This is a genomic window from Alcaligenes sp. MMA (assembly GCF_020907215.1).
In the GTDB taxonomy this organism is placed as follows: domain Bacteria; phylum Pseudomonadota; class Gammaproteobacteria; order Burkholderiales; family Burkholderiaceae_B; genus Alcaligenes; species Alcaligenes aquatilis.
This window is the reverse complement of the sequence record NZ_JAJJPP010000001.1, coordinates 282,590-302,068: the sequence shown is the minus strand read 5'-3', so window position 1 is coordinate 302,068 and position 19,479 is coordinate 282,590. Positions and strand designations below refer to the sequence as shown.

The window sequence follows — 19,479 nt, the reverse complement described above, 5'->3', positions numbered from 1 at the left end:
TTTGGCTAAGGCCGTTTCTGACGGGGCCAGAGGGCCCCGTTTTTGCATTCATGTCCAACACCTTAATACGGCGCATTGACGCCCTGCTCCCTCAAACCCAGTGCACCCGCTGTGGTTACGATGCCTGTTTGCCCTATGCCCAAGCCATTGCGCTTGAAGGCGAGGCGATCAACCGCTGCCCGCCCGGCGGCCAGGAAGGCGTGCAGGCCCTGGCCGAGCTGCTGGGTCGTGAAGCCCTGCCCCTGGACCCTTCCTGTGGGGAATTCACCGGCCCCAGCCGCGCAGTCATTATTGAAGAGCACTGCATTGGTTGCACGCTCTGTATTCAGGCCTGTCCGGTGGACGCCATTATCGGTGCCAACAAATTGATGCACACCGTACTGGCTGACCGCTGTACCGGCTGTGAGCTATGTGTGCCGCCCTGTCCAGTAGACTGCATCAGCATGATCCCTACGGATGAATGGAGCAGCGAACAGGCCATACAGGCTCGCCTGGACACGGAACGACGCCGCGACCGCCTGCTGGCCCGACACCAGGAAAGCTCGGATCTGGCTGCCCGTACGCTGGCTAATAAACCTGTCCTGGCCAACTCGGCCGATCAGGCCGATAAACGAGAGGCCTCCATTGCCTCTGCTCTGGCCCGCGCCCGTGCGCGACGCGCCGGCAAGACTGCAAGCGAAACTACGCCATGAACGCTGCCAAGCGCCACGAGATTTTCAGCCGTTTTCAGGCCGCCAACCCCAAGCCCACCACCGAACTGGAATACGCCGACACCTTTCAACTGCTGATTGCGGTGATTCTGTCGGCCCAGGCTACTGATCGCTCCGTGAACCTGGCTACTGCCCGCTTTTTTCCCGAACACGGCACACCGCAAGGGATTCTGGCTATGGGTGAAGAAGGGCTGCGTGAAGCCATCAAGACCATTGGCCTGTACAAGACCAAAGCCGCCAACGTCATCAAGACCTGTCGGATTTTGCTGGAGCAGCATCAAGGCCAGGTTCCCTGTGACCGCGCTGCACTAGAGGCTCTTCCAGGCGTAGGGCGCAAAACCGCCAACGTGGTCTTGAATACCGCTTTTGGCCTGCCCACCATTGCCGTGGATACCCATATTTTTCGCGTTGCCAACCGCACCGGCATTGCGCCAGGAAAAAACGTGGTCGAAGTGGAAAGGAAGCTGGAAAAAGTGATTCCCAAGCCTTTTTTACTGGACGCCCACCACTGGCTGATTTTGCATGGCCGCTACATTTGCGTGGCCCGCAAACCCAAATGTCCCCAGTGTGCTATCTCGGACTTGTGTGACTTCAAGCCGAAAACCGTTAACACTTAAGTAACACATGCCTGGTTTAACAACATTTGTTTACCAAACAGTGCATTAAACCGATCTCTCCTATGACAAACCCGCATGGTTTTGCTTCGTTGGCGCTTCCATACTGAAACACATGAAGAACCCTGCCTAAAGTTCGCTGGTGATGGAATCACCACAATCAGCGGCGAAGGACACGTAACGGAATCCTGAGCCGACCAGCCAACGTACAGGCCCATATTGACGCCTTACGACAAGGAGCATTCTCATGACACGGGCTGCCCTGGATATTGAGAATCTGTACGCCTGCCAACGAGAGTTTCCGCTCTTGCGCGGATTGAGTTTGCAGGTTGCTGCGGGCGAGATCTGTACCGTACTGAGCCGAAGTCGGGCCGGCCGCAGCGCCATGTTACGCGCCATCGCGGGATTAACCGATAGCCGCCGAGGCTCCATCCGTATTCAAGGCACCGAAACCATACACCTGAGCCAACACCAGTTGGCAGATCTGGGAGTGGGCTACAGCCCTTACGAACAGAGCATCTTCACCGGTCTGAGCTGTGAGGAAAACCTCTTGCTACCGCCCGCTATAGGGACTGCCCTGGGTGGTGGAATGTCACTGGTGCAGATCTATGAGCTGCTACCCAGCCTGGAGCAACGTCGCCACCATATGGCCACCCATCTGTCTACCGGCGAACAAAAAATACTGGCCATTGCGCGCTTGCTGCGCACAGGTGTGAATCTACTGCTGCTGGACAAGGTGTCCGAGGGACTGGCTCCGGTACAGGCCCAGGCACTTGGCAAGCTGATCTGCACCTTACGCCACGAAGGCTACACCATTGTGCTGGCCGAGCAATGCCCACAGTTCTCGGCAGAATTCAGCGATCAGTTTCATGTCTTGGAACAAGGGCAAATTATCGAGCGATTCAGCCGCAGCGAATTAAGCCATAAGTACGACGCCCTGCACGCACTCCTGGGGGTGTGAGCCCATCATCCGAGCTCTCCCACGCCCGCCTTTCTCTTTTCCAGCTCGTTACCAGGTGATGCAAAAAACACACATAGGGGTGAATTTGGCCCCGTATGAATTCTACTTACTTGATCTACAACAAGGTCAGGCGGTCAACTATCCCTGAAGCTTGCTTTGGATCAAATCTGCAAACCCAGCCCTCATTCACTCTGTAGGCTTTACACCCCCCTACGGAGTCATTATGAAAGCCCGCCACTTGTTTCCCGGTCTGCACCTGTCCTTGCTCGCGGTAGGACTGGCCGCTGTTTTGTACGCGCCTCAAGGCCAAACACACGAAGCGGGTGATTTCTTGCTCAAAGGTGGCGTGACCTGGGTATCCCCAAAATCCAATAACGGCTCTGTGGCTGACGGCACCGTCAAGCTGGACGTAGGCAATAATGCCCGCCCCAGCTTCTCGCTGACCTATATGGCCACCCGCAATATTGGTATTGAACTGCTGGGCGCTTTCCCCTTCCAGCACAATATCGACAGCAATCTGGGCCGTATCGGCAAGACCAAGCACTTGCCCCCAACCCTGAGCCTGCAATACCACTTCCTGCCTGACAGCGACTTCCAGCCCTATGTGGGCGTGGGCGTGAACTACACCATGTTCTTTGACACCGAATCGCGCGGTGCGCTGGCGGGCTCCGACCTGAAACTGAAAAACAGCTGGGGTTTTGCAGCCCAGGTCGGTGTGGATTACAAGCTGGACAAGAACTGGTTCCTGAACGCCGATGTACGCTACATCAGCATCCGTCCAGACGTGAAACTGAACGGTCAGTCCATTGGTAAGGCCAAGCTGGACCCCGTGGTTGCCACCATCGGGGTCGGCTACCGCTTCTAAGCGCTGGCTTCTTCCTGCTCGCGTTTGCCCTGCCCCAAGCCCAGATAGCTTTCTATCACTCGGGGATTATGAGCCAGGTCAGACGCGGGCCCTTGCAGCACCACATCGCCCGTCTCCAGTACATAACCGTAGTCAGCCACTTGCAAAGCGGCACGAGCATTTTGCTCGACCAGCAAGATGGCCACGCCGGTACTGCGCAGTCGGGCGATGATCATGAAGATCTCCCGCACCACACGCGGCGCCAGGCCCAGGCTGGGTTCATCCAGCATCAGCACTTTGGGTTGCGCCATCAAGGCACGGCCTACGGCCAGCATCTGCCGCTCCCCGCCTGACAAAGTCCCTGCCAGCTGAGTACGACGCTCTTTCAAGCGTGGAAACAAGGTGTAAACCTTGTCCATGGTGTCGCGCCAGCCGGGATGACGGGCGCGATACAGGCGAAAGCCGCCCAGCAGAAGATTGTCTTCCACCGTCATGCTGCCAAACAGCTCGCGGCGTTCCGGCACCAGGGAAATGCCAGCCGCCACGCGACGCTCCACTTCCCAATGACTGATCTCCTGCCCTTCGTACTGCACCGAGCCTGTGCTGCGGCCCACGCTGGGCAACGAGCCCATCATGGAATTGAGCAAGGTGGACTTGCCTGCACCATTGGCGCCGATCACCGTCACAATGCTGCCTGCCCGAACGTCCAGACTGGCTCCCGTCACGGCCGTGACTTTGCCGTACTGAGCCGCCAGATTGTCTACTTTCAGGATAATGTCTTTCGATTGTGCCGAACTCATAGCGCTGCTCCTGCCGAGGCGGGCTCATTGACCTGATCCAGATCCAGGTCGTCATCAATACCACCCAGGTAGGCTTCCAGCACCGCTGGATTTTCCTGAATTTCCTTGGGCAAACCTTCGGCCAGCTTGGTGCCAAAATCCATGACAACCAGCTTGTCCGTCAAATTCATGACAAAGTCCATGTCATGCTCAACCAGCAAAATGCTCATGCCTTCGCTACGCAACTGATCCAGCACTTTGGCCAGTTCCTGCTTTTCCTTGTAGCGCAAGCCAGCAGCCGGCTCGTCCAGCAGCAAGAGCAGCGGATCGGAAGCCAGGGCACGGGCAATTTCCAAAATACGCTGTTGGCCCAGGGCCAGATTGCCCGCCTCTTCGTACAGGTAATCACCCAGGCCCACGCGCTGCAGCTGAACAGCCGCTTCGTGCAAAAGCTCGGCTTCGCTACGGCGCTCAGTATGCAGAACGGCGGACACCACACCGACATTGCGACGCAAGTGAGCGCCCAATGCCACGTTTTCCAGAACCGTCATGGTAGGCAGCAGTTGCACGTGCTGGAAGGTACGGCCTACGCCCAGACGAGAAATCTCGCGTGCAGGCTTGCCATCAATCCGCTGCCCCAGGAAGCTGACCTGGCCGCTGGTGGCCGACAGCACGCCGGTAATCAGGTTAAAGGTTGTGCTCTTGCCCGCGCCGTTAGGACCGATCAGGCCCATGATCTGACCCGCATTCAAGGTGAAGCTGATGTCATTCACGGCGACCAGACCACCGAACTCCTTGCGGATCTTGTTCACTTCCAGAACCAGCGAGCCGGCCTGGGGACGCTCACGCTGAGGCAGAGCCTCGGCTTGCGGAGGAGCCGCCTGATTGCGCTTCTGCGCACCGAAAACCTGTTCCCAAGCCTTGTGCAAAATGGGCCACAGACCGTCGCGAGCGTATTGCAGAATCAGCACCATCAAGATACCGAAAACGATCAGCTCGAAGTTGATGTCGGTATTGAGCAGCTTGGGCAGCCAATTCTGCAATTGATCTTTCAGGCTCAGCACGAGAGCCGAACCCAAAACAGCACCCCAAACACTGCCTGCCCCGCCCAGCACAGCCATGAACAAGTATTCAATACCGTAGTTCAAGCCGAAAGGACTGGGTGATACCGCGCGCTGGTAGTGCGCATAGAGCCAACCGGATACGCAAGCCAGCAAGGCAGCGTAAACGAACACAATGACCTTGTAATTGGCCATGTTCACGCCAAAGGATTCGGCCATGCCGCTGCCATGCTTCAGAGCACGAATGGCACGTCCGGGACGGGAGTTCAACAGGTTGCGCGTACCCCACATCGCCAGCAAGGCGAACGCCCAGATCAGGTAGTAAATATCCCGGCCCGAGGACAGGGAAATACCGAAGAACTCCAAAGGAGCAATACCGGAAATACCGTCGTACTGACCCAGGAACTCCAGGTTGCCGAACAGGTAGTACAAGGCCAGCCCCCAAGCCAAGGTACACAGGGGCAGGAAGTGGCCAGACAAGCGCAGTGTGATCGCCCCCAGAATGTAGGCCACCATCATGGTGATAGCCATGCCAATCAGCAGATTGAACCAGGGCGACCAACCCAGACGAGCCGTCAGATAGGCCGTGGTGTAGGCACCCAGACCCACAAACGCGGCCTGACCAAACGAAGTCAAACCACCCACGCCGGTCAACAGCACCAGGCCCAGAACAACCAGGCTGGTCAAGCCAATATAGTTAAGCTGGGTAATCCAGAATTCGGGCGTTGCGCCCAACTGCGGCAAAACCAACAGAACCGCAATAAACAGTAGCGTCAGCAAGTGTCTCATGTGATTTACTCCTCATCATCCACGTGCTTGCTACCGAAGGAGCGCCACAACAACACCGGTATCACCATGGTAAATACAATAACTTCTTTGTAGGCACTAGCCCAGAAAGAGGAAAACGCCTCCAGAACACCCAGGAACAAAGCGCCCAACAAGGTGACGGGGTAACTGATCAAACCGCCAAAAATCGCCGCCACAAAACCTTTAAGACCGATCAAAAAGCCGGTGTCGTAGTAGATGGTCGTCACAGGAGCGATCAGCATGCCGGACAAGGCACCAATGGCTGCAGCCAGCGTGAACGTCAGAGAGCCGGACATATTGGTGCTGATACCCACCAGACGGGCACCACGACGGTTCACCGCCGTTGCACGCAAAGCGCGACCATACAGGGTCTTACCGAAAAAGCCCCACAAGGCCAGAATCAGCAACACGCAAGCGCCCATCACAAAAAAGGTTTGGGCCGACCAGCTTACTGCGCCCAGGGACACTTCGCCTTCCATGAAAGGAGGCGTGCGCCAGCCTTCCGGACCGAAGAACACCAGACCCAAACCGGTCAGCGCAAAGTGCACGGCTACCGAAGTAATCAGCAGCACCAGCACGCTGGCTTCGGCAATCGGCTGGTACACCAGGCGATACACCATGGGACCCAGCGGGATCACAACCGCCAGTGAGAACAATACGGCCACCCACAAGGGCAACTGCGAGCTGACAATGGCAGGGGCGGCAAAGTAAACCGCGACAGGAATCACGATATTGACCAGAAACTTGCGTGGCATGCCTGTCAGGCTGCGACTGCGCAAGGCAGAGAGCAACTCCAGCAAGAACACCAGCGCACCGGCGATCAATAACAAAATAACGGTTCCCGGCATGCGGCCATTGACCACGAAAGCCAAGGTCAAGGCGCCAAAGGTGACGAACTCACCTTGTGGAATAAAGATGACGCGGGTAACCAGGAAAACCAGAACCAGGGCGAGCCCGAGCAAAGCATAGATGGCGCCATTCAATATGCCATCCTGCAACAAAATCAAAGCGATGGTGGTATCCATGTCGGACAACATCCTGTACAACAAAAAGGGCAAAGGGCTTACGGCAAACGCAGGCCTGTAGCGGGAACGGGCGCCAGGATCCTCAGGCACCCGCCTTGGAAAAAACCGGCTTGGGAGCCGGTTTTTGCCTGTCAGATATTACAGATCAGGCTGATACGTCCATTTACCGTCGACCACTTTCACAATCACGTGGGCCCGCTTATCCAGACCGGCATGATCTGTTGCAGACATATTGAACACGCCTTGGGAAGCGGCCAGTTCCTTGGTTTGCTCCAGAGCATCACGCAAGGCTGCGCGGAACTCGGGGGTACCTGGCTTTGCACCAGATTTCAGGGCCTCTGGAATGGCTTCGGTCACGAGCAGACCGGCATCCCACATATGCCCACCAAAGGTGTTGATGGAGCCAGCACCATATTTGGCTTCGTATTTTTCCTTGTACTCCATAGCCGTCTTTTTCACCGTGCTGCTATCAGGCAGTTGTTCGGCGACCAGCAAAGGACCGGCTGGCAAGATCATATCGTTACAGTCTTTGCCACACACACGCAGCACGTCGCTGTTGGCGGCACCGTGTGTCTGGTAAATGATGCCTGCAAAGCCACGGCCTTTCAGTTCACGCTGAGGCAAGGCAACCGGAGTACCGGAACCGGCGATCAAAATGGCATCGGGTTTGGTGCCCAGCAGCTTGAGAACCTGACCGGTCACACTGGTATCGTTGCGGCCATAGCGCTCGGCACCCAGCACTTTAATGCCCTTGGCTTGAGCCGCTTCAGTAATCACGTTCAGCCAGCCATCACCGTAGGCGTCGTTGTAACCAATAAAGCCCAGGGTTTTGACGTTTTGCTTGACCATGGCCTCTGCCAAGGCACCGGCCATCAACTGGTCATTCTGGGGAGTTTTGAAGACCCAGGTACGAGCGCCTTCGACAGGCTCAACAATCTTGGCGTTGGCAGCCACGCTGATCATGGGAGTCTTGGTTTCACCAGCAACGTCCACCATCGCCAGGGAGCCGGGAGTCACGGACGTACCGATCACCACGTCCACTTTGTCGTCCGTAATCAGCTTGCGCATATTGCGTACGGCCACCGTGGTATCGGTGGCATCGTCCAGAACGATGTACTCGATTTTCTGGCCGGCCACCTCAGTAGGCAACAGGCTGACGGTATTGCGTTCAGGAATGCCCAGCGAGGCCGCCGGTCCTGTCGCTGCCACCGTCACACCCACTTTGATCTGCGCAGACACGGCGACGGGCAGACTCAAAGCCAGGGCTGCAGCCAATGTCGTCAGACGACCAGTAGTAATGCAGTTCATCCTTTTCTCCCAATATTTGTTCGTTGTTGTGGACCGATTTCACGGTCAAAAAATCGTAATACAGATAATCACCAGCAGATACCAGAAACGTATCAAGTCGCACGAATTTCAGATATTGGTGTTTACCTTAAATATTAAAAGTTTAAATAGTGCACTAACTAAAGTGATAGCTCACTAAGTAAGTGCCCTGTACCGCTATTTTCTTGACTGGGCAGTCAGGACAGGCTGCACTTTGGAACCCTCTGTTCCAAACGCACTCTAATTGTCGATTACTATGTAGGACTGCGCCTCTTGTAGGCATTGATCTGTTTTTCATAAGGCAGCACACGTGGAAAAAGTACGTAAAACCGAAGCCGAGTGGCGCGCCCAACTCAGCCCCGAAGAATTCTATGTCACGCGTCAGAAAGGGACGGAACGTGCCTTTACCGGCCGTTACTGGGACACCACCACGCCCGGCATTTACCGCTGTGTTGGCTGCGGCACGCCCCTGTTTGCTTCTGACACCAAGTTTGATGCCGGTTGCGGCTGGCCCAGCTACTTCACCCCCCTGAACCCGGACAATGTGCGCGAGGAACTGGATACCAGCCACGGCATGCGGCGCACCGAAGTGCTGTGCAATGTCTGCGATGCTCATTTGGGCCACGTCTTTGAAGACGGCCCCCCACCCACTGGGCTACGATATTGCATTAACTCCCTGTCCATGACCTTTGAACCTGACGCATGAAGAAGCTTTTATTTGATCTGTTCCCGCTCGTTCTGTTTTTTCTGGCGTTTCGTTTCTCCGACATCTATGTCGCAACCGGCGTGGCCATGGCCGCCTCGGTATTGCAGATACTCTGGTTAAAACTCACCAGCAAGGCAATCGAGACCTCGCACTGGATCAATCTGGCCGTCATTGTGGTCTTTGGCGGTGCCACCTTGTTTTTCCACAACGATGTCTTCATCCGCTGGAAACCGACCGTGCTGTATTGGATCTTTGCGCTGGTGCTGCTGGGCGGACGCTATCTGATGCATCGCAACCTGATGCAAAAATTCATGGGCACCCATCTGGTATTGCCCGGCCATGTTTGGGACAAATTAAACCTGGTCTGGGCCAGCTTCTTTGTCGCCATGGGCCTGGTGAATTTGTACGTTGCCTTCTCGGGCCACTTTACCGAGTCCCAATGGGTCAACTTCAAAGCCTTTGGCCTGCTGGGTTTGATGCTGGTGTTTGTCGTTGCCCAATCCTTGTGGCTGGGCCGCTACCTGCAAGACTCGTCCGACAACTCCACTCCCCCAAAATCTTGATTTCACCATGACAGACGCACTCGCTTCCCTGATTCACGAACGGCTCCAGGCTCTGGAACCCTCTGAACTGGACATCATTAATGAATCCCATCTGCATGCCGGCCACGCCGGTGCTCAAGGGGGCGCAAGCCACTTTCGGGTGATCATCGCCTCGAAACAATTTGATGGAATTTCAACACTGGCACGACACAGACTTGTGTATGATCGCGTCCACGATCTAATGCCTTTCCCGATTCACGCATTGGCTATTCAAGCCAAAACTACTGCTTAAGGATGCTCATGAAACGTATTGCCGCATTTGCCTTGACCTGCGCTATGGCTGCTCCGGTCTATGCACAGACGATTGCCACCGTAAATGGCAAAAACCTCACGCAAAAAGACCTGGATCAGTTCGTCGCCGTTCTGGTCGAGCAAGGCGCCAAGGACTCGCCCGAGCTGCGTGAGCAAGTCAAACAGGAAATGGTCAACCGTCTGGCCGTGGTGCAAGCCGCTGAAAAAGCCGGTATCGACAAGACCAACCAGGTTCAACAAGAGCTGGAACTGGCTCGCCAAAGCATTCTGGTCCGTGCCTTGATGGCCGATTACCTGAAAAAGAACCCTGTTACCGAAGCCGATCTGACCAAGGAATACAACACCATCAAGGCGATGGAAGAAGGTCAGCAGGAATACAAGGTGCGCCACATCCTGGTCAAGGACGAAGCGGCTGCCAAAGACCTGTTGGCAAAGATCAAGTCCAAGAAAGTCAGCTTTGCGGATGCCGCCAAGAAAGACTCCATCGACACCGGTAGCGGCCAGCAAGGCGGCGATCTGGGCTGGGCGCCTAGCTCCACCTACGTGCCGGAGTTCGCTCAGGCGGTAGAGAAAATGAAAAAAGGCGAACTGAGCGCAGCACCTGTGCAGTCCCAGTTTGGCTGGCACATCATTCAGGTAGACGATGCTCGTCCTGTGACCTTCCCGGCCATGGCTGAAGTCAAGCCTCAGCTGGAAGAGATGATGCGTCAGCGCAAGCTGGCCGAGTACCAGCAGAAAATCCTGAAAGAAGCCAACATCAAGTAACGGCTTTGACGGCCGCTTTGTCTTTCCGATAAAACGGCTGGCAGGAAAACAAATATGGCGCCCTTGAGGCGCCATATTTATTGCTCATGAAGTCGGATCATGCCTCTTTCGGAACCAAGGCCAAGGATAGCCCCTCGGTCAATTCACCTCGGGCTTGAAACAAGAGGTAAAGCGCCAGCAACTCTACGCTTGTTCTCCCGCAGACAATAACAGGAATAAGACTCTGCTGGACCGCTGGCTTCAGACAAGAGCACTCCGCTCCTCATGCTCGCCAGACACTGACCTTCATACACCAGCGCCTTACTCACCCGCCAATAAAGCCAGAAACTGGGCTTCGTCCAAAATAGTCACGCCTAATTCTTGTGCCTTGGTCAGCTTGGAACCGGCCTCAGCTCCCGCTAGCACATAGGCGGTCTTTTTGGAGACTGAGCCACTAGCCTTACCGCCCGCCTCTAATACGCGGCGCGTAGCCTCGTCACGGCTCATGCTGGGCAAGGTTCCCGTGATGACAACCGTTTTGCCCGCCAGCGGCAGATTAGCGCTATTGGCACGGGCTTGTGCCTGTTGAGGTGTCACCCCAGCGGCCAGCAAATCATCCAGGGCTTCACGATTATGAGGTTCCTGAAAAAAGTGCCGTACGGAAGCCGCGACAACCGGGCCCACTTCGTTAACTTGCAGCAGCGCCTCTTCATCAGCCTGCTCCAAGGCCTGCAAGGAGCCAAAATGCTGTGCCAGATCGCGTGCCGTAGTCTCGCCAACATGGCGGATACCCAAGGCATAGATCAGACGATTCAAGGCTGGCTCACGCACCTTGTTGATCGCCTCGATCAGGTTCTCGGCGGACTTGCGTCCCATCCGCTCCAGCAGCACCAACTTCTCTACCTTCAGCTTGAAAATATCGGCTAAGGTATGGACCAGTCCGGTTTCCACCAACTGGTCCACCAGCTTTTCACCCAGACCTTCAATATCCAGGGCTTTACGGCTGGCCGCGTGAATCAGCGTTTGCTTGCGCTGGGCGGGGCAAATCAAGCCACCGGTACAGCGCCAGGCGGACTCACCGTCCAGACGCTCCAGCGCCGAATGACACGCCGGGCACTCCTTGACCATCTCGAAGGGCATACTGCCTTCGGGGCGCTGCTCTAGCACCACGGCAACAACTTCCGGAATCACATCCCCGGCACGACGAACAACCACGGTATCGCCTGCGCGCACATCTTTGCGACGTACCTCGTCTTCGTTATGCAGCGTGGCATTGGTCACTGTAACGCCACCCACAAAGACCGGTTTCAAACGTGCGACTGGCGTGACAACACCGGTGCGACCCACTTGAAACTCGATGTTCTCCACACGCGTTATTTCTTCCTGCGCGGGGAATTTGTGAGCGACAGCAAAGCGTGGCGCACGTGCCACATAGCCCAGGACACGCTGCGCGGCCAAAGAATTGACTTTGTACACCACACCGTCAATTTCAAAGGGCAAACCGGTACGGCGCTCTTGCGTCTCGGTATAAAAATCCAGCAGGCCCTGCACGCCCTTGACGACTTTGCGGTCGCGGCTCAAGGGCATACCCAGGCTTTCCAGCCAGTCCATCATGCCCGATTGGGTATCACGGGGCAGCGCATCGCCTACGGGTTCGGCAAACAAGGCATGTTGCGGCTGAGTCACGGCAGGCATAGGGCTGACTTCCCCCCAGCCATAGGCAAAAAAGCGCAAAGGCCGTTTAGCAGTGATTTTCGGGTCCAACTGGCGCAAGCTGCCTGCGGCCGCATTACGCGGATTCACAAATACTTTTTCACCACGCTTGGTCTGGTTCTCGTTCAGGCGCTCAAAGTCCGCCCGATTCATCAAGACCTCGCCCCGCACCTCCAGCACGGCGGGCAATTGCGCCGCATCGCCGCGCAAGCGCAGAGGAATGGATTTAATGGTGCGAATATTGCTGGTGACGTCCTCACCCGTGGTGCCATCACCGCGAGTCGATGCTTGTACCAACAGACCTTGTTCATAACGCAGGCTGATCGCCAAGCCGTCAAACTTGTATTCGGCCAGATAATCTACCCGGCGGTCTAAACCCACCACACCGGCGTCGACCAAGGTATCGGCGACGCGCTTGTCAAAAGCCTGCACCTCCGCATCATCAAAGGCATTACCCAAAGACAACATGGGAACGGCATGCTCAACAGTGTCAAAGCCGTCCAAAGGTGCTGCGCCCACGCGTTGCGTAGGAGAGTCCGGGGTAATCCATTCCGGGTGCTCGGCTTCCAGCGCCAGCAGCTCGTTCATCAATGCGTCGTATTGCGCGTCCGAAATGCTGGGTGCATCCTGAACGTAATAGGCCCAGTTATGCTGGGCCAGTTCTTCATGTAACTGCTGTACTCGCTTCAAACTCACGAAAAAATCCTGCCTGTACGTTCCTGGCCTGCCGTAAAGCCAGCTTGCTCCAGGCGTTCGTACAGATTGCTTAGTTGCTCATCAATGTTTTGATCGGTGCTCTCGGGCAAGGGGCGACCTTGGTCATCCAACACCACGCCGTCCAGACGGCTGGCCAGATCACGGGCCACCGTTGCCATACGGCTAAAGGCATGATCGTCCGCCGGGCTGTTGGGCAAGTCCAGCAACAGGTCAATACGCTCAATGCTGGCCGACTGAATATCCCTGGGTTGGGCGCCGTCGAACATGGCGGTAAAACGGGGCTGGCCCGAATCGGCCAGCCAGGCCAGTTGCTGACCAAAGGGTAAAAAACCGGCGTCCTTGACCATCTGAATCACGGAAGAAGCCGGCATAGGGCCGGGCAAACGCACCGACACCCCCACCAACGCGTCCAGATCGGCGCAGGTATTGTCCAGGGCAGTTGCACGACGCAACACATCGTCCTGTTCAGGACCTTCTACCGAGCCATCAAATTGTTGCGCCAACGCTTGCGCGGCCATCCAGACCTGCGACCACTCAATGGCTGACAAGGGACCGCTGCGATTGGCCAGCAAAACGGCAATTTGCATGCTGGCGTAGGACTCGCCCGAACGCAAACGAGCACGATGACCGCCCCCTTCGCACTCGGCAAAGTAACGCACGGGCTTGGCACCCGTACGCGAGATGGACTGCAAGGCCTGAGCCAAATCCTGGGCGTCCACTGGCTGGCTGAAACTGATGTCAATGACGGCCTCGGTGGTGCAATCGGCCTCAGCGGCATCGTGCTCGCTGCCAGCAGCCGCAGCATCCCCGCCACGCGTTATGCTGGGCTCGCGACGTTCCAGCTCGGTGAGCTGGCTCATCAAAGGATCCGTATCCCCATCCGGGAATTGGCTTTGCATCTGCTGGCGCACTCGGCGGTCTTGCCACCAGTTAAAGACCACCACGAGCAAGATGAGCAAAATGCCCAATAAAATCAGTGCGATTTGCAAATCACTCATTGTCAGTTCCGTCGAATCAACACTAGCGGATTAAAAAAAACAGGCTTACACACTGCTCATTTGCATGGCAGCGTCTACGTCCACTGCCACAATTCGGGACACACCTTGCTCTTGCATGGTGACACCGATCAGTTGTTTAGCCATCTGCATGGCAATTTTATTGTGAGAAATAAACAAAAACTGGGTTTGTTCACTCATGCTGGCCACCAGATTGGCATAGCGTTCGGTATTAGCATCATCCAATGGCGCATCCACCTCGTCCAGCAAACAAAAGGGGGCAGGATTCAGTTTGAAAAAGGCAAAAACCAACGCTGTCGCGGTCAAGGCCTTTTCACCACCAGAGAGCAAATGAATCGTGCTATTGCGTTTACCTGGTGGTTGAGCCATGACTTGCACCCCGGCTTCCAGCACTTCATCGCCCACCATCGTCAGTTTAGCCTCTCCACCACCAAATAGCCTTGGGAAAAGCTCACCAAAGTGCTGATTAACGATGTTGAATGTTTCCATGAGCAACTGGCGCGTCTCGCGGTCAATCTTGCGAATTGCATCTTCCAGGGTCTCGATGGCATCACTCAAATCCTTATGCTGGGCATCCAGATAAGTCTTGCGTTCTTGCGCTGTAGTCAGCTCTTCAAGGGCCGCCAGGTTCACCGGACCCAAGCCTTCAATCTGGCGCGAGATACGCTGCACTTCAGACTGCAACCAACCCACGCGCTGCCATTCCGGTGTCTTTTCCTGTAACAAGCTCCACAGTTCGGAACGGTTTACCTTTCTGCTGTCCAACTGTTCAGCAAACTGTTCGACCGCCAGACGCGACGCTTGTTCCTGCAACTGCAATTCAGTGACTTGCTCGCGCAAAGGTCCCAGATTCTTTTCATGCTCGGCACGGGCCTGTTCATGCTCGCGCAATTGGGCTGCCAGTGTATCGAGCTGGATTTTTGCCAAGCGTACTGCTTCCTCGCGTTCGGCACGCAATTCCAGCGCATCCTGCAAACCGGCTTGTGCGGCCGAGGCATCCAGATCCAGCAGTTCGCCTTGCAAACCTTCCAACTGGCCGGCAGTGCGTTGTGCCTGCTCCTGCGCCAAGGCCAGATTGCGCTCCAGTTCGGCCATACGTTGCACTAAGGCACGTTCGGCAAACTGGGCATCGTGCACAGCACGTTCGCGCTCGTGGACTGTGCGCCGAGCCTGCTCAGCCTGCTCGGCGCCCTTCTCGCCTTCCATCTGCGCTTCGGCAAATACCCCCTGATGCTCGGCCAACTCTTCGTCCAGCGTTTCAAAACGGGCCTCGAACTCCTCGCGGTTCGCTTGCAGCTCTTCGCGCTGCACCGCCAGTTCTTCCAGTTCCTCGTTGATACGACCACCGCGCTCTTGCGATTGCTGCGCTTGCTGAGCCAGCTTGGAGTGTTCCAATTGCACATCGTGCATACGAGCGGTCAGCTCGCCCACGCGGGCTCGGGCCGGAACCAGACCATTACGCACTTGCTGCAAGGCCATTTCGGCCTGGGTGCTGGTATGGCCCAGCTCGTCCACAATCAATTGAGCGCCACGCAGCTCTCGCTCGAGATGCGCAATTTCCTGCTGACGAGCCAGCATCCCGGCTTGCTCGGAGTCCGGTGCATAAAAGCGAATGCTGTGCTTATCCACCAAATGACCTCCACGCACCACAATGGCCATTTGATCCGTCAACTGCTCGCGCAAGCTTAAAGCCTGCTTCAAGTCCTGGCAGACATAAACCTGGTGCAACCAGTTATCCAGCAAGCTACGCAAACCACCTTCCTGCTGTCGCAGCACCGAGGTCAGCAAGGGCAAATCCAGCGCGGGCTTGACAGGCGCCCCCGCTTCGGGCAACTGGTAAAAACTTAAACGAGCAGGTGGCGCATCGCTGGCGAACGCAGCCGCCATATCCAGGCGACGCAGCTCCAAAGCCGTCATGCGCTCGCGCAGCACGGCTTCCAGCGCGGTTTCCCAGCCCTTCTCCACGTCCAGGCTTTGCCAAAGACGTTTCATGCTCTCCAGCCCGTGCTTGGCCAGCCAGGGTTCCAGAGTCCCCTTGCGGGCCACGTCTTCCTGCAAACGGCTCAAGGCCAGATGACGTGCTTCCAGACGGGCCATGTCCTGCCCGCCTTGCACAGCTTGTTCCTGCGCTTCTTTGCGCTCTTGTTCCAATCGAGGAAGCTGGGCTTCCAGATGCTGCATATGCTCCTGAGCTTGCTGCAACTGATTTTGCAGCATGTTCAGATCGCCTTGCAGACGTTCCAGATTGTCCGGGTCCGGGGCATTGAGTTCGCGCAGTTCCTGCTTCAAGCGCTCCTGACGCTGCTCCACGCCTTGGATCTGGCGGTCAGCATCGCGCTGCGATTGCGCAGCCAAGGCCAGATTCTGCTCCAGACGCGCCAAAGCCATGCGCATTTCGTCCCGACGCTGGGCCTGTTCGCGTACACGCCGCTCCAGATCGGGCAAGGCTCCTTGCGCCTCTTCTAGCTGAATCTGTAACTCCTCCAGCTTTACCGCCGCCTCTTCACGCTGCTGTTCGCTGTTTTCCAGCTCCTGCTGACAATGTTCTTGTTGCTCGACCCAGTCGTGCTGTTGTTGCTCCAGTTGCTCGCGACGCTGCGCCATGCGGCTGCGCGAATCGAGCACGTGGCGAATTTCCGCCTCCAGGCTAGACACTTGGGAGCCGGCCTCATACAACTGGCTTTGCGCTTGATGCAAAGCGTCCCCGGCCTGCAAATGCGCCTGTCGCTGAGACTCCAACGCAGACTCGGTATGCCGCAAACCTGCAATAGATTCTTCCAGCTTGGTCTGGGCTTGCTCAATTGCCAGGAAACGAGCTTTCTGATCGCCCTGCGCATTGGACTCTTTCAACAGCCACAGCAGATTTTGCTTGAGCTCGCCATCTTGCTGCAAATTCCGATACTGGCGCGCCACTTCGGCCTGCGCCTGCAATTTCTCCAGTTGCGCATCCAGTTCTCTTTGGATGTCTTCTACCCGCAGCAGGTTTTCGCGGGTGTCGCGCAGGCGACTCTCGGTTTCGCGACGACGTTCCTTGTAGCGCGACACGCCCGCCGCCTCTTCCAGAAATACGCGCAGCTCTTCGGGCTTGGCTTCAATCAGGCGGTTAATCATGCCCTGCCCGATGATGGCGTAACCACGCGCCCCCAGGCCCGTACCTAAAAAGATGTCGTGAATGTCACGCCGACGAACGGCCTGATTGTTCAGAAAGTAGCTGCTTGTCCCGTCCCGACTCAGGACACGCCGTACCGAGATCTCGGCATAGGTGCTCCACTGGCCTGAGGCCCGCCCTTCGGAATTATCAAAAACCAGTTCAACCGACGCACGGCCAGCCGGTTTACGTTGCGATGAACCGTTGAAAATAACGTCCTGCATGGACTCGCCACGCAACTCGGAGGCTTTGCTCTCGCCCAGCACCCAACGCACCGCATCGATGATGTTCGATTTCCCACAGCCATTGGGCCCGACAACACCCACCAACTGACTGGGAGTTGGGATGGAGGTCGGGTCCACAAAAGATTTGAAACCAGCGAGTTTGATCTGGGTTAGACGCACAGGGTAGAAGTCAGCTCAGAAAAGACCAATTTGAACAGGCACACGGCGCCATTTTGATCTGCCTGGCACCGCGAGTCGTATGATACCGCAGCACCTGCCACCCACCGCAAAGACAGCTAAAAAACAAATGAAAACCACGGCTCGGCTGCTGAAATAGTAAGGCAGCCCCCATCGCCCGCCGTCAAGCCCTGTTTACCCTGCGTGGCAAGCGGGGCAATAGTGTCGAGCAGACCATTTACAATAGTGCTTTGGCAGTGCCCGCCCGTCCCGAAAATCCAAGCAGACAAACACATGCAATGAATTTCTGATACCACTGCCACCGCAGTCCCTGTTATTCTTGCTCCCCATCTCTGTTCGTAAATTTCGCACCGGCACAGGTTTTTCAGGAGAACCGTGGTGAGCAGCCCCCGGCCAGCTCGTCCTGCCTGATACCTGGCCTAGATTCGTGCTTTGCAGCCACCATACTGTTTTCAAAAAGCACACGCATTCGGAATGTATTTTGAATAAAGGTTTTTATCTGGTCATGGCCGCGCAGGCATTGTCATCAGTTGCTGACAATGCCTTGCTGATTGCCGCTATCGCCCTGATCGCAGATTTGCACGGACCTATCTGGATGGTCCCGATGATGAAATGGTGGTTTGCACTGTCCTACGTCCTGTTGGCGGCGTTTGTAGGTGCTTTTGCTGACTCGTATCCCAAGGGTCGAGTCATGTTCGCCACCAACGCCATCAAGCTGATTGGCTGTATGTTGATGTTCTGCCACCAGTACTTTGGCATGAACGACTCCCAGCAGTTGGTTCTGGTCTTTATCTCCTACACCCTGGTTGGTATCGGTGCTGCCGCCTACTCCCCCGCCAAATACGGCATCGTCACGGAAATGCTCAAGCCCGAATTGCTCGTCAAGGGCAATAGCTGGATTGAAGGGCTGACCGTTCTGTCCATCATCGGCGGCACGGTGTTGGGCGGTATCCTGATCAACCCATCGATCGCTAGCGCGCTGGCCGAACACCCTCTGATTGCACCGTTGGCCCAGACGCGTGCCGAAGTCGCTATCTTGCTGATTTCCTTTATTTATCTGTCTGCAGCACTGTGCAATCTGCTGATTCCCCGCACCAATATCGACTACCCACCTCAACAAAAAAATCCCATCTTGCTGCTCAAGGAGTTTCGTTCCTACGTGTGCATTTTGTGGCAGGACAAGCTGGGCCAAATCTCACTGGCCGTCACTACCTTGTTCTGGGGTGCCGGTGCCACCTTGCAATTCATTGTGATCGAATGGGGCGCCCAGCATCTGGGCTACCGTTTGGATCAGGCCTCGGTGCTGATGGGAGTAGCAGCCTTGGGGACGGTTTTTGGCGCTGTCTTTGCCGCTCGCGTTCCCTTGAAGAAATCCCTGGCCGTTCTGCCGGTGGGCGTGGCCATGGGCTTTGTGGTTTTGCTCATGCCGTTGGTCCACGAAAAATGGGCGGTCTATACCCTGCTGATGGGTATTGGGGGCTTATCCGGCTTTTTCGTCGTCCCCATGAACGCCCTGCTACAACATCGCGGCCACGTCATGTTGTCGGCCGGTCACTCCATTGCTGTCCAGAACTTCAATGAACAACTGAATATTCTGTTCATGCTGGCGCTGTACAGCCTACTGCTGTGGCTGCGTTTACCCATCAACTACATCATTGTGTTCTTTGGCCTGATGGTGGCATCCTTGATGACGGTATTCATCATCTGGAAAAATGCCAATCTGCGCGCCCATCCCGAGTTGGAAGCCTGCATCGGACAAGAAGGACATGGGCAGGCATTGACGGCCAAGTAAGCAAAAGCGCCCCAAAGGGGCGCTTTTGATCGGGGGCGCCGAGCCTTGGGGCGGCCCGGCGATAAAACATACCCCCCACGCTGCGCCTACGGCTTGCTGCCCCCCCAAAGGGGGCGCTTTTTATCTTGGGGCGGCCCGGCGATAAAACATACCCCCACGCTGCGCCTGCGGCTTGCTGCCCCCCAAGGGGGCGCTTTTTATCTTGGGGCGGTCCGGCGATAAAAATACCCAAAGGACCTG

16 protein-coding genes are annotated in these 19,479 nt (G+C 56.3%); 9 read left to right on the top strand and 7 right to left on the bottom strand.

The window, feature by feature from the left end; translation table 11 throughout:
- Window positions 1-50 precede the first annotated feature (50 nt).
- The 4 genes from LNA76_RS01305 (at window position 51) to LNA76_RS01290 (ending at window position 3,150) form a co-directional block, all read left to right on the top strand.
- Window positions 51-692 (top strand): RnfABCDGE type electron transport complex subunit B, encoded by a 642-nt coding sequence (locus LNA76_RS01305; RefSeq protein WP_094197327.1) that lies wholly within the window; start codon window positions 51-53, stop codon window positions 690-692.
- Window positions 689-1,327: an endonuclease III gene (nth, locus tag LNA76_RS01300; RefSeq protein WP_230017691.1), complete on the top strand. Its 639-nt coding sequence runs from the start codon at window positions 689-691 to the stop codon at window positions 1,325-1,327. Before LNA76_RS01305 ends, nth begins: the two co-directional genes overlap by 4 nt.
- 244 nt (window positions 1,328-1,571) lie before the next feature.
- The gene (locus tag LNA76_RS01295) at window positions 1,572-2,285 is read left to right on the top strand and encodes an ABC transporter ATP-binding protein (protein WP_094197329.1); all 714 of its coding nucleotides are present in this window, start codon (window positions 1,572-1,574) and stop codon (window positions 2,283-2,285) included.
- A 223-nt stretch (window positions 2,286-2,508) separates the two neighbouring features.
- On the top strand, window positions 2,509-3,150 hold the full coding sequence (locus tag LNA76_RS01290) for an OmpW/AlkL family protein (RefSeq protein ID WP_094197330.1): 642 nt from the start codon (window positions 2,509-2,511) through the stop codon (window positions 3,148-3,150).
- Here the strand turns inward: LNA76_RS01290 and LNA76_RS01285 are convergent.
- From LNA76_RS01285 to LNA76_RS01270, 4 genes are all read right to left on the bottom strand, one after another.
- Window positions 3,147-3,929 carry an ABC transporter ATP-binding protein gene (locus LNA76_RS01285; RefSeq protein ID WP_094197331.1) on the bottom strand — a complete coding sequence of 261 codons (783 nt, stop codon included), beginning with the start codon at window positions 3,927-3,929 and terminating at the stop codon, window positions 3,147-3,149. The genes LNA76_RS01290 and LNA76_RS01285 overlap by 4 nt on opposite strands.
- The gene (locus LNA76_RS01280) at window positions 3,926-5,758 is read right to left on the bottom strand and encodes a branched-chain amino acid ABC transporter ATP-binding protein/permease (RefSeq protein WP_094197332.1); all 1,833 of its coding nucleotides are present in this window, start codon (window positions 5,756-5,758) and stop codon (window positions 3,926-3,928) included. The genes LNA76_RS01285 and LNA76_RS01280 overlap by 4 nt, the downstream gene beginning before the upstream one ends.
- Before the next feature lie 5 nt (window positions 5,759-5,763).
- Entirely contained in the window at window positions 5,764-6,801 is a 1,038-nt protein-coding gene (locus LNA76_RS01275; RefSeq protein WP_094197333.1) for a branched-chain amino acid ABC transporter permease, read from the bottom strand.
- Window positions 6,802-6,939: 138 nt separating this feature from the next.
- Complete coding sequence (locus LNA76_RS01270) at window positions 6,940-8,109, bottom strand: ABC transporter substrate-binding protein (protein WP_094197334.1); 1,170 nt, start codon at window positions 8,107-8,109, stop codon at window positions 6,940-6,942.
- 328 nt (window positions 8,110-8,437) lie between these two features.
- Here LNA76_RS01270 and msrB point away from each other — a divergent pair, with 328 nt between their 5' ends.
- Genes msrB through LNA76_RS01250 form a run of 4 tightly spaced genes read left to right on the top strand, consistent with a single transcriptional unit; the run spans window position 8,438 to window position 10,452 of the window.
- Window positions 8,438-8,833 (top strand): peptide-methionine (R)-S-oxide reductase MsrB, encoded by a 396-nt coding sequence (msrB, locus tag LNA76_RS01265; RefSeq protein ID WP_094197335.1) that lies wholly within the window; start codon window positions 8,438-8,440, stop codon window positions 8,831-8,833.
- A complete protein-coding gene (locus LNA76_RS01260; RefSeq protein ID WP_009456639.1) occupies window positions 8,830-9,396 on the top strand; it encodes a septation protein A in 567 nt (188 codons plus the stop codon). The genes msrB and LNA76_RS01260 overlap by 4 nt, the downstream gene beginning before the upstream one ends.
- A gap of 7 nt (window positions 9,397-9,403) precedes the next feature.
- The gene (locus LNA76_RS01255; protein ID WP_009456641.1) at window positions 9,404-9,667 is read left to right on the top strand and encodes a BolA family protein; all 264 of its coding nucleotides are present in this window, start codon (window positions 9,404-9,406) and stop codon (window positions 9,665-9,667) included.
- An 8-nt stretch (window positions 9,668-9,675) separates the two neighbouring features.
- Window positions 9,676-10,452: a peptidylprolyl isomerase gene (locus LNA76_RS01250; RefSeq protein WP_094197337.1), complete on the top strand. Its 777-nt coding sequence runs from the start codon at window positions 9,676-9,678 to the stop codon at window positions 10,450-10,452.
- A 300-nt stretch (window positions 10,453-10,752) separates the two neighbouring features.
- On the opposite strand, the gene ligA is transcribed toward LNA76_RS01250, so the two are convergent.
- The 3 genes from ligA to smc are packed head-to-tail and all read right to left on the bottom strand — an operon-like array spanning window position 10,753 to window position 17,429.
- Entirely contained in the window at window positions 10,753-12,840 is a 2,088-nt protein-coding gene (gene ligA / locus LNA76_RS01245) for an NAD-dependent DNA ligase LigA (RefSeq protein ID WP_230017690.1), read from the bottom strand.
- Window positions 12,837-13,859 carry a cell division protein ZipA C-terminal FtsZ-binding domain-containing protein gene (locus LNA76_RS01240; protein ID WP_094197339.1) on the bottom strand — a complete coding sequence of 341 codons (1,023 nt, stop codon included), beginning with the start codon at window positions 13,857-13,859 and terminating at the stop codon, window positions 12,837-12,839. The genes ligA and LNA76_RS01240 overlap by 4 nt, the downstream gene beginning before the upstream one ends.
- A gap of 45 nt (window positions 13,860-13,904) precedes the next feature.
- Window positions 13,905-17,429 (bottom strand): chromosome segregation protein SMC, encoded by a 3,525-nt coding sequence (gene smc, locus LNA76_RS01235; protein WP_230017689.1) that lies wholly within the window; start codon window positions 17,427-17,429, stop codon window positions 13,905-13,907.
- A gap of 499 nt (window positions 17,430-17,928) precedes the next feature.
- On the opposite strand from smc, the gene lplT reads away from it, so the two are divergent.
- Window positions 17,929-19,239, top strand: coding sequence for a lysophospholipid transporter LplT (gene lplT / locus LNA76_RS01230; protein WP_094197341.1), 1,311 nt, complete (start codon window positions 17,929-17,931; stop codon window positions 19,237-19,239).
- Window positions 19,240-19,479 lie beyond the last annotated feature (240 nt).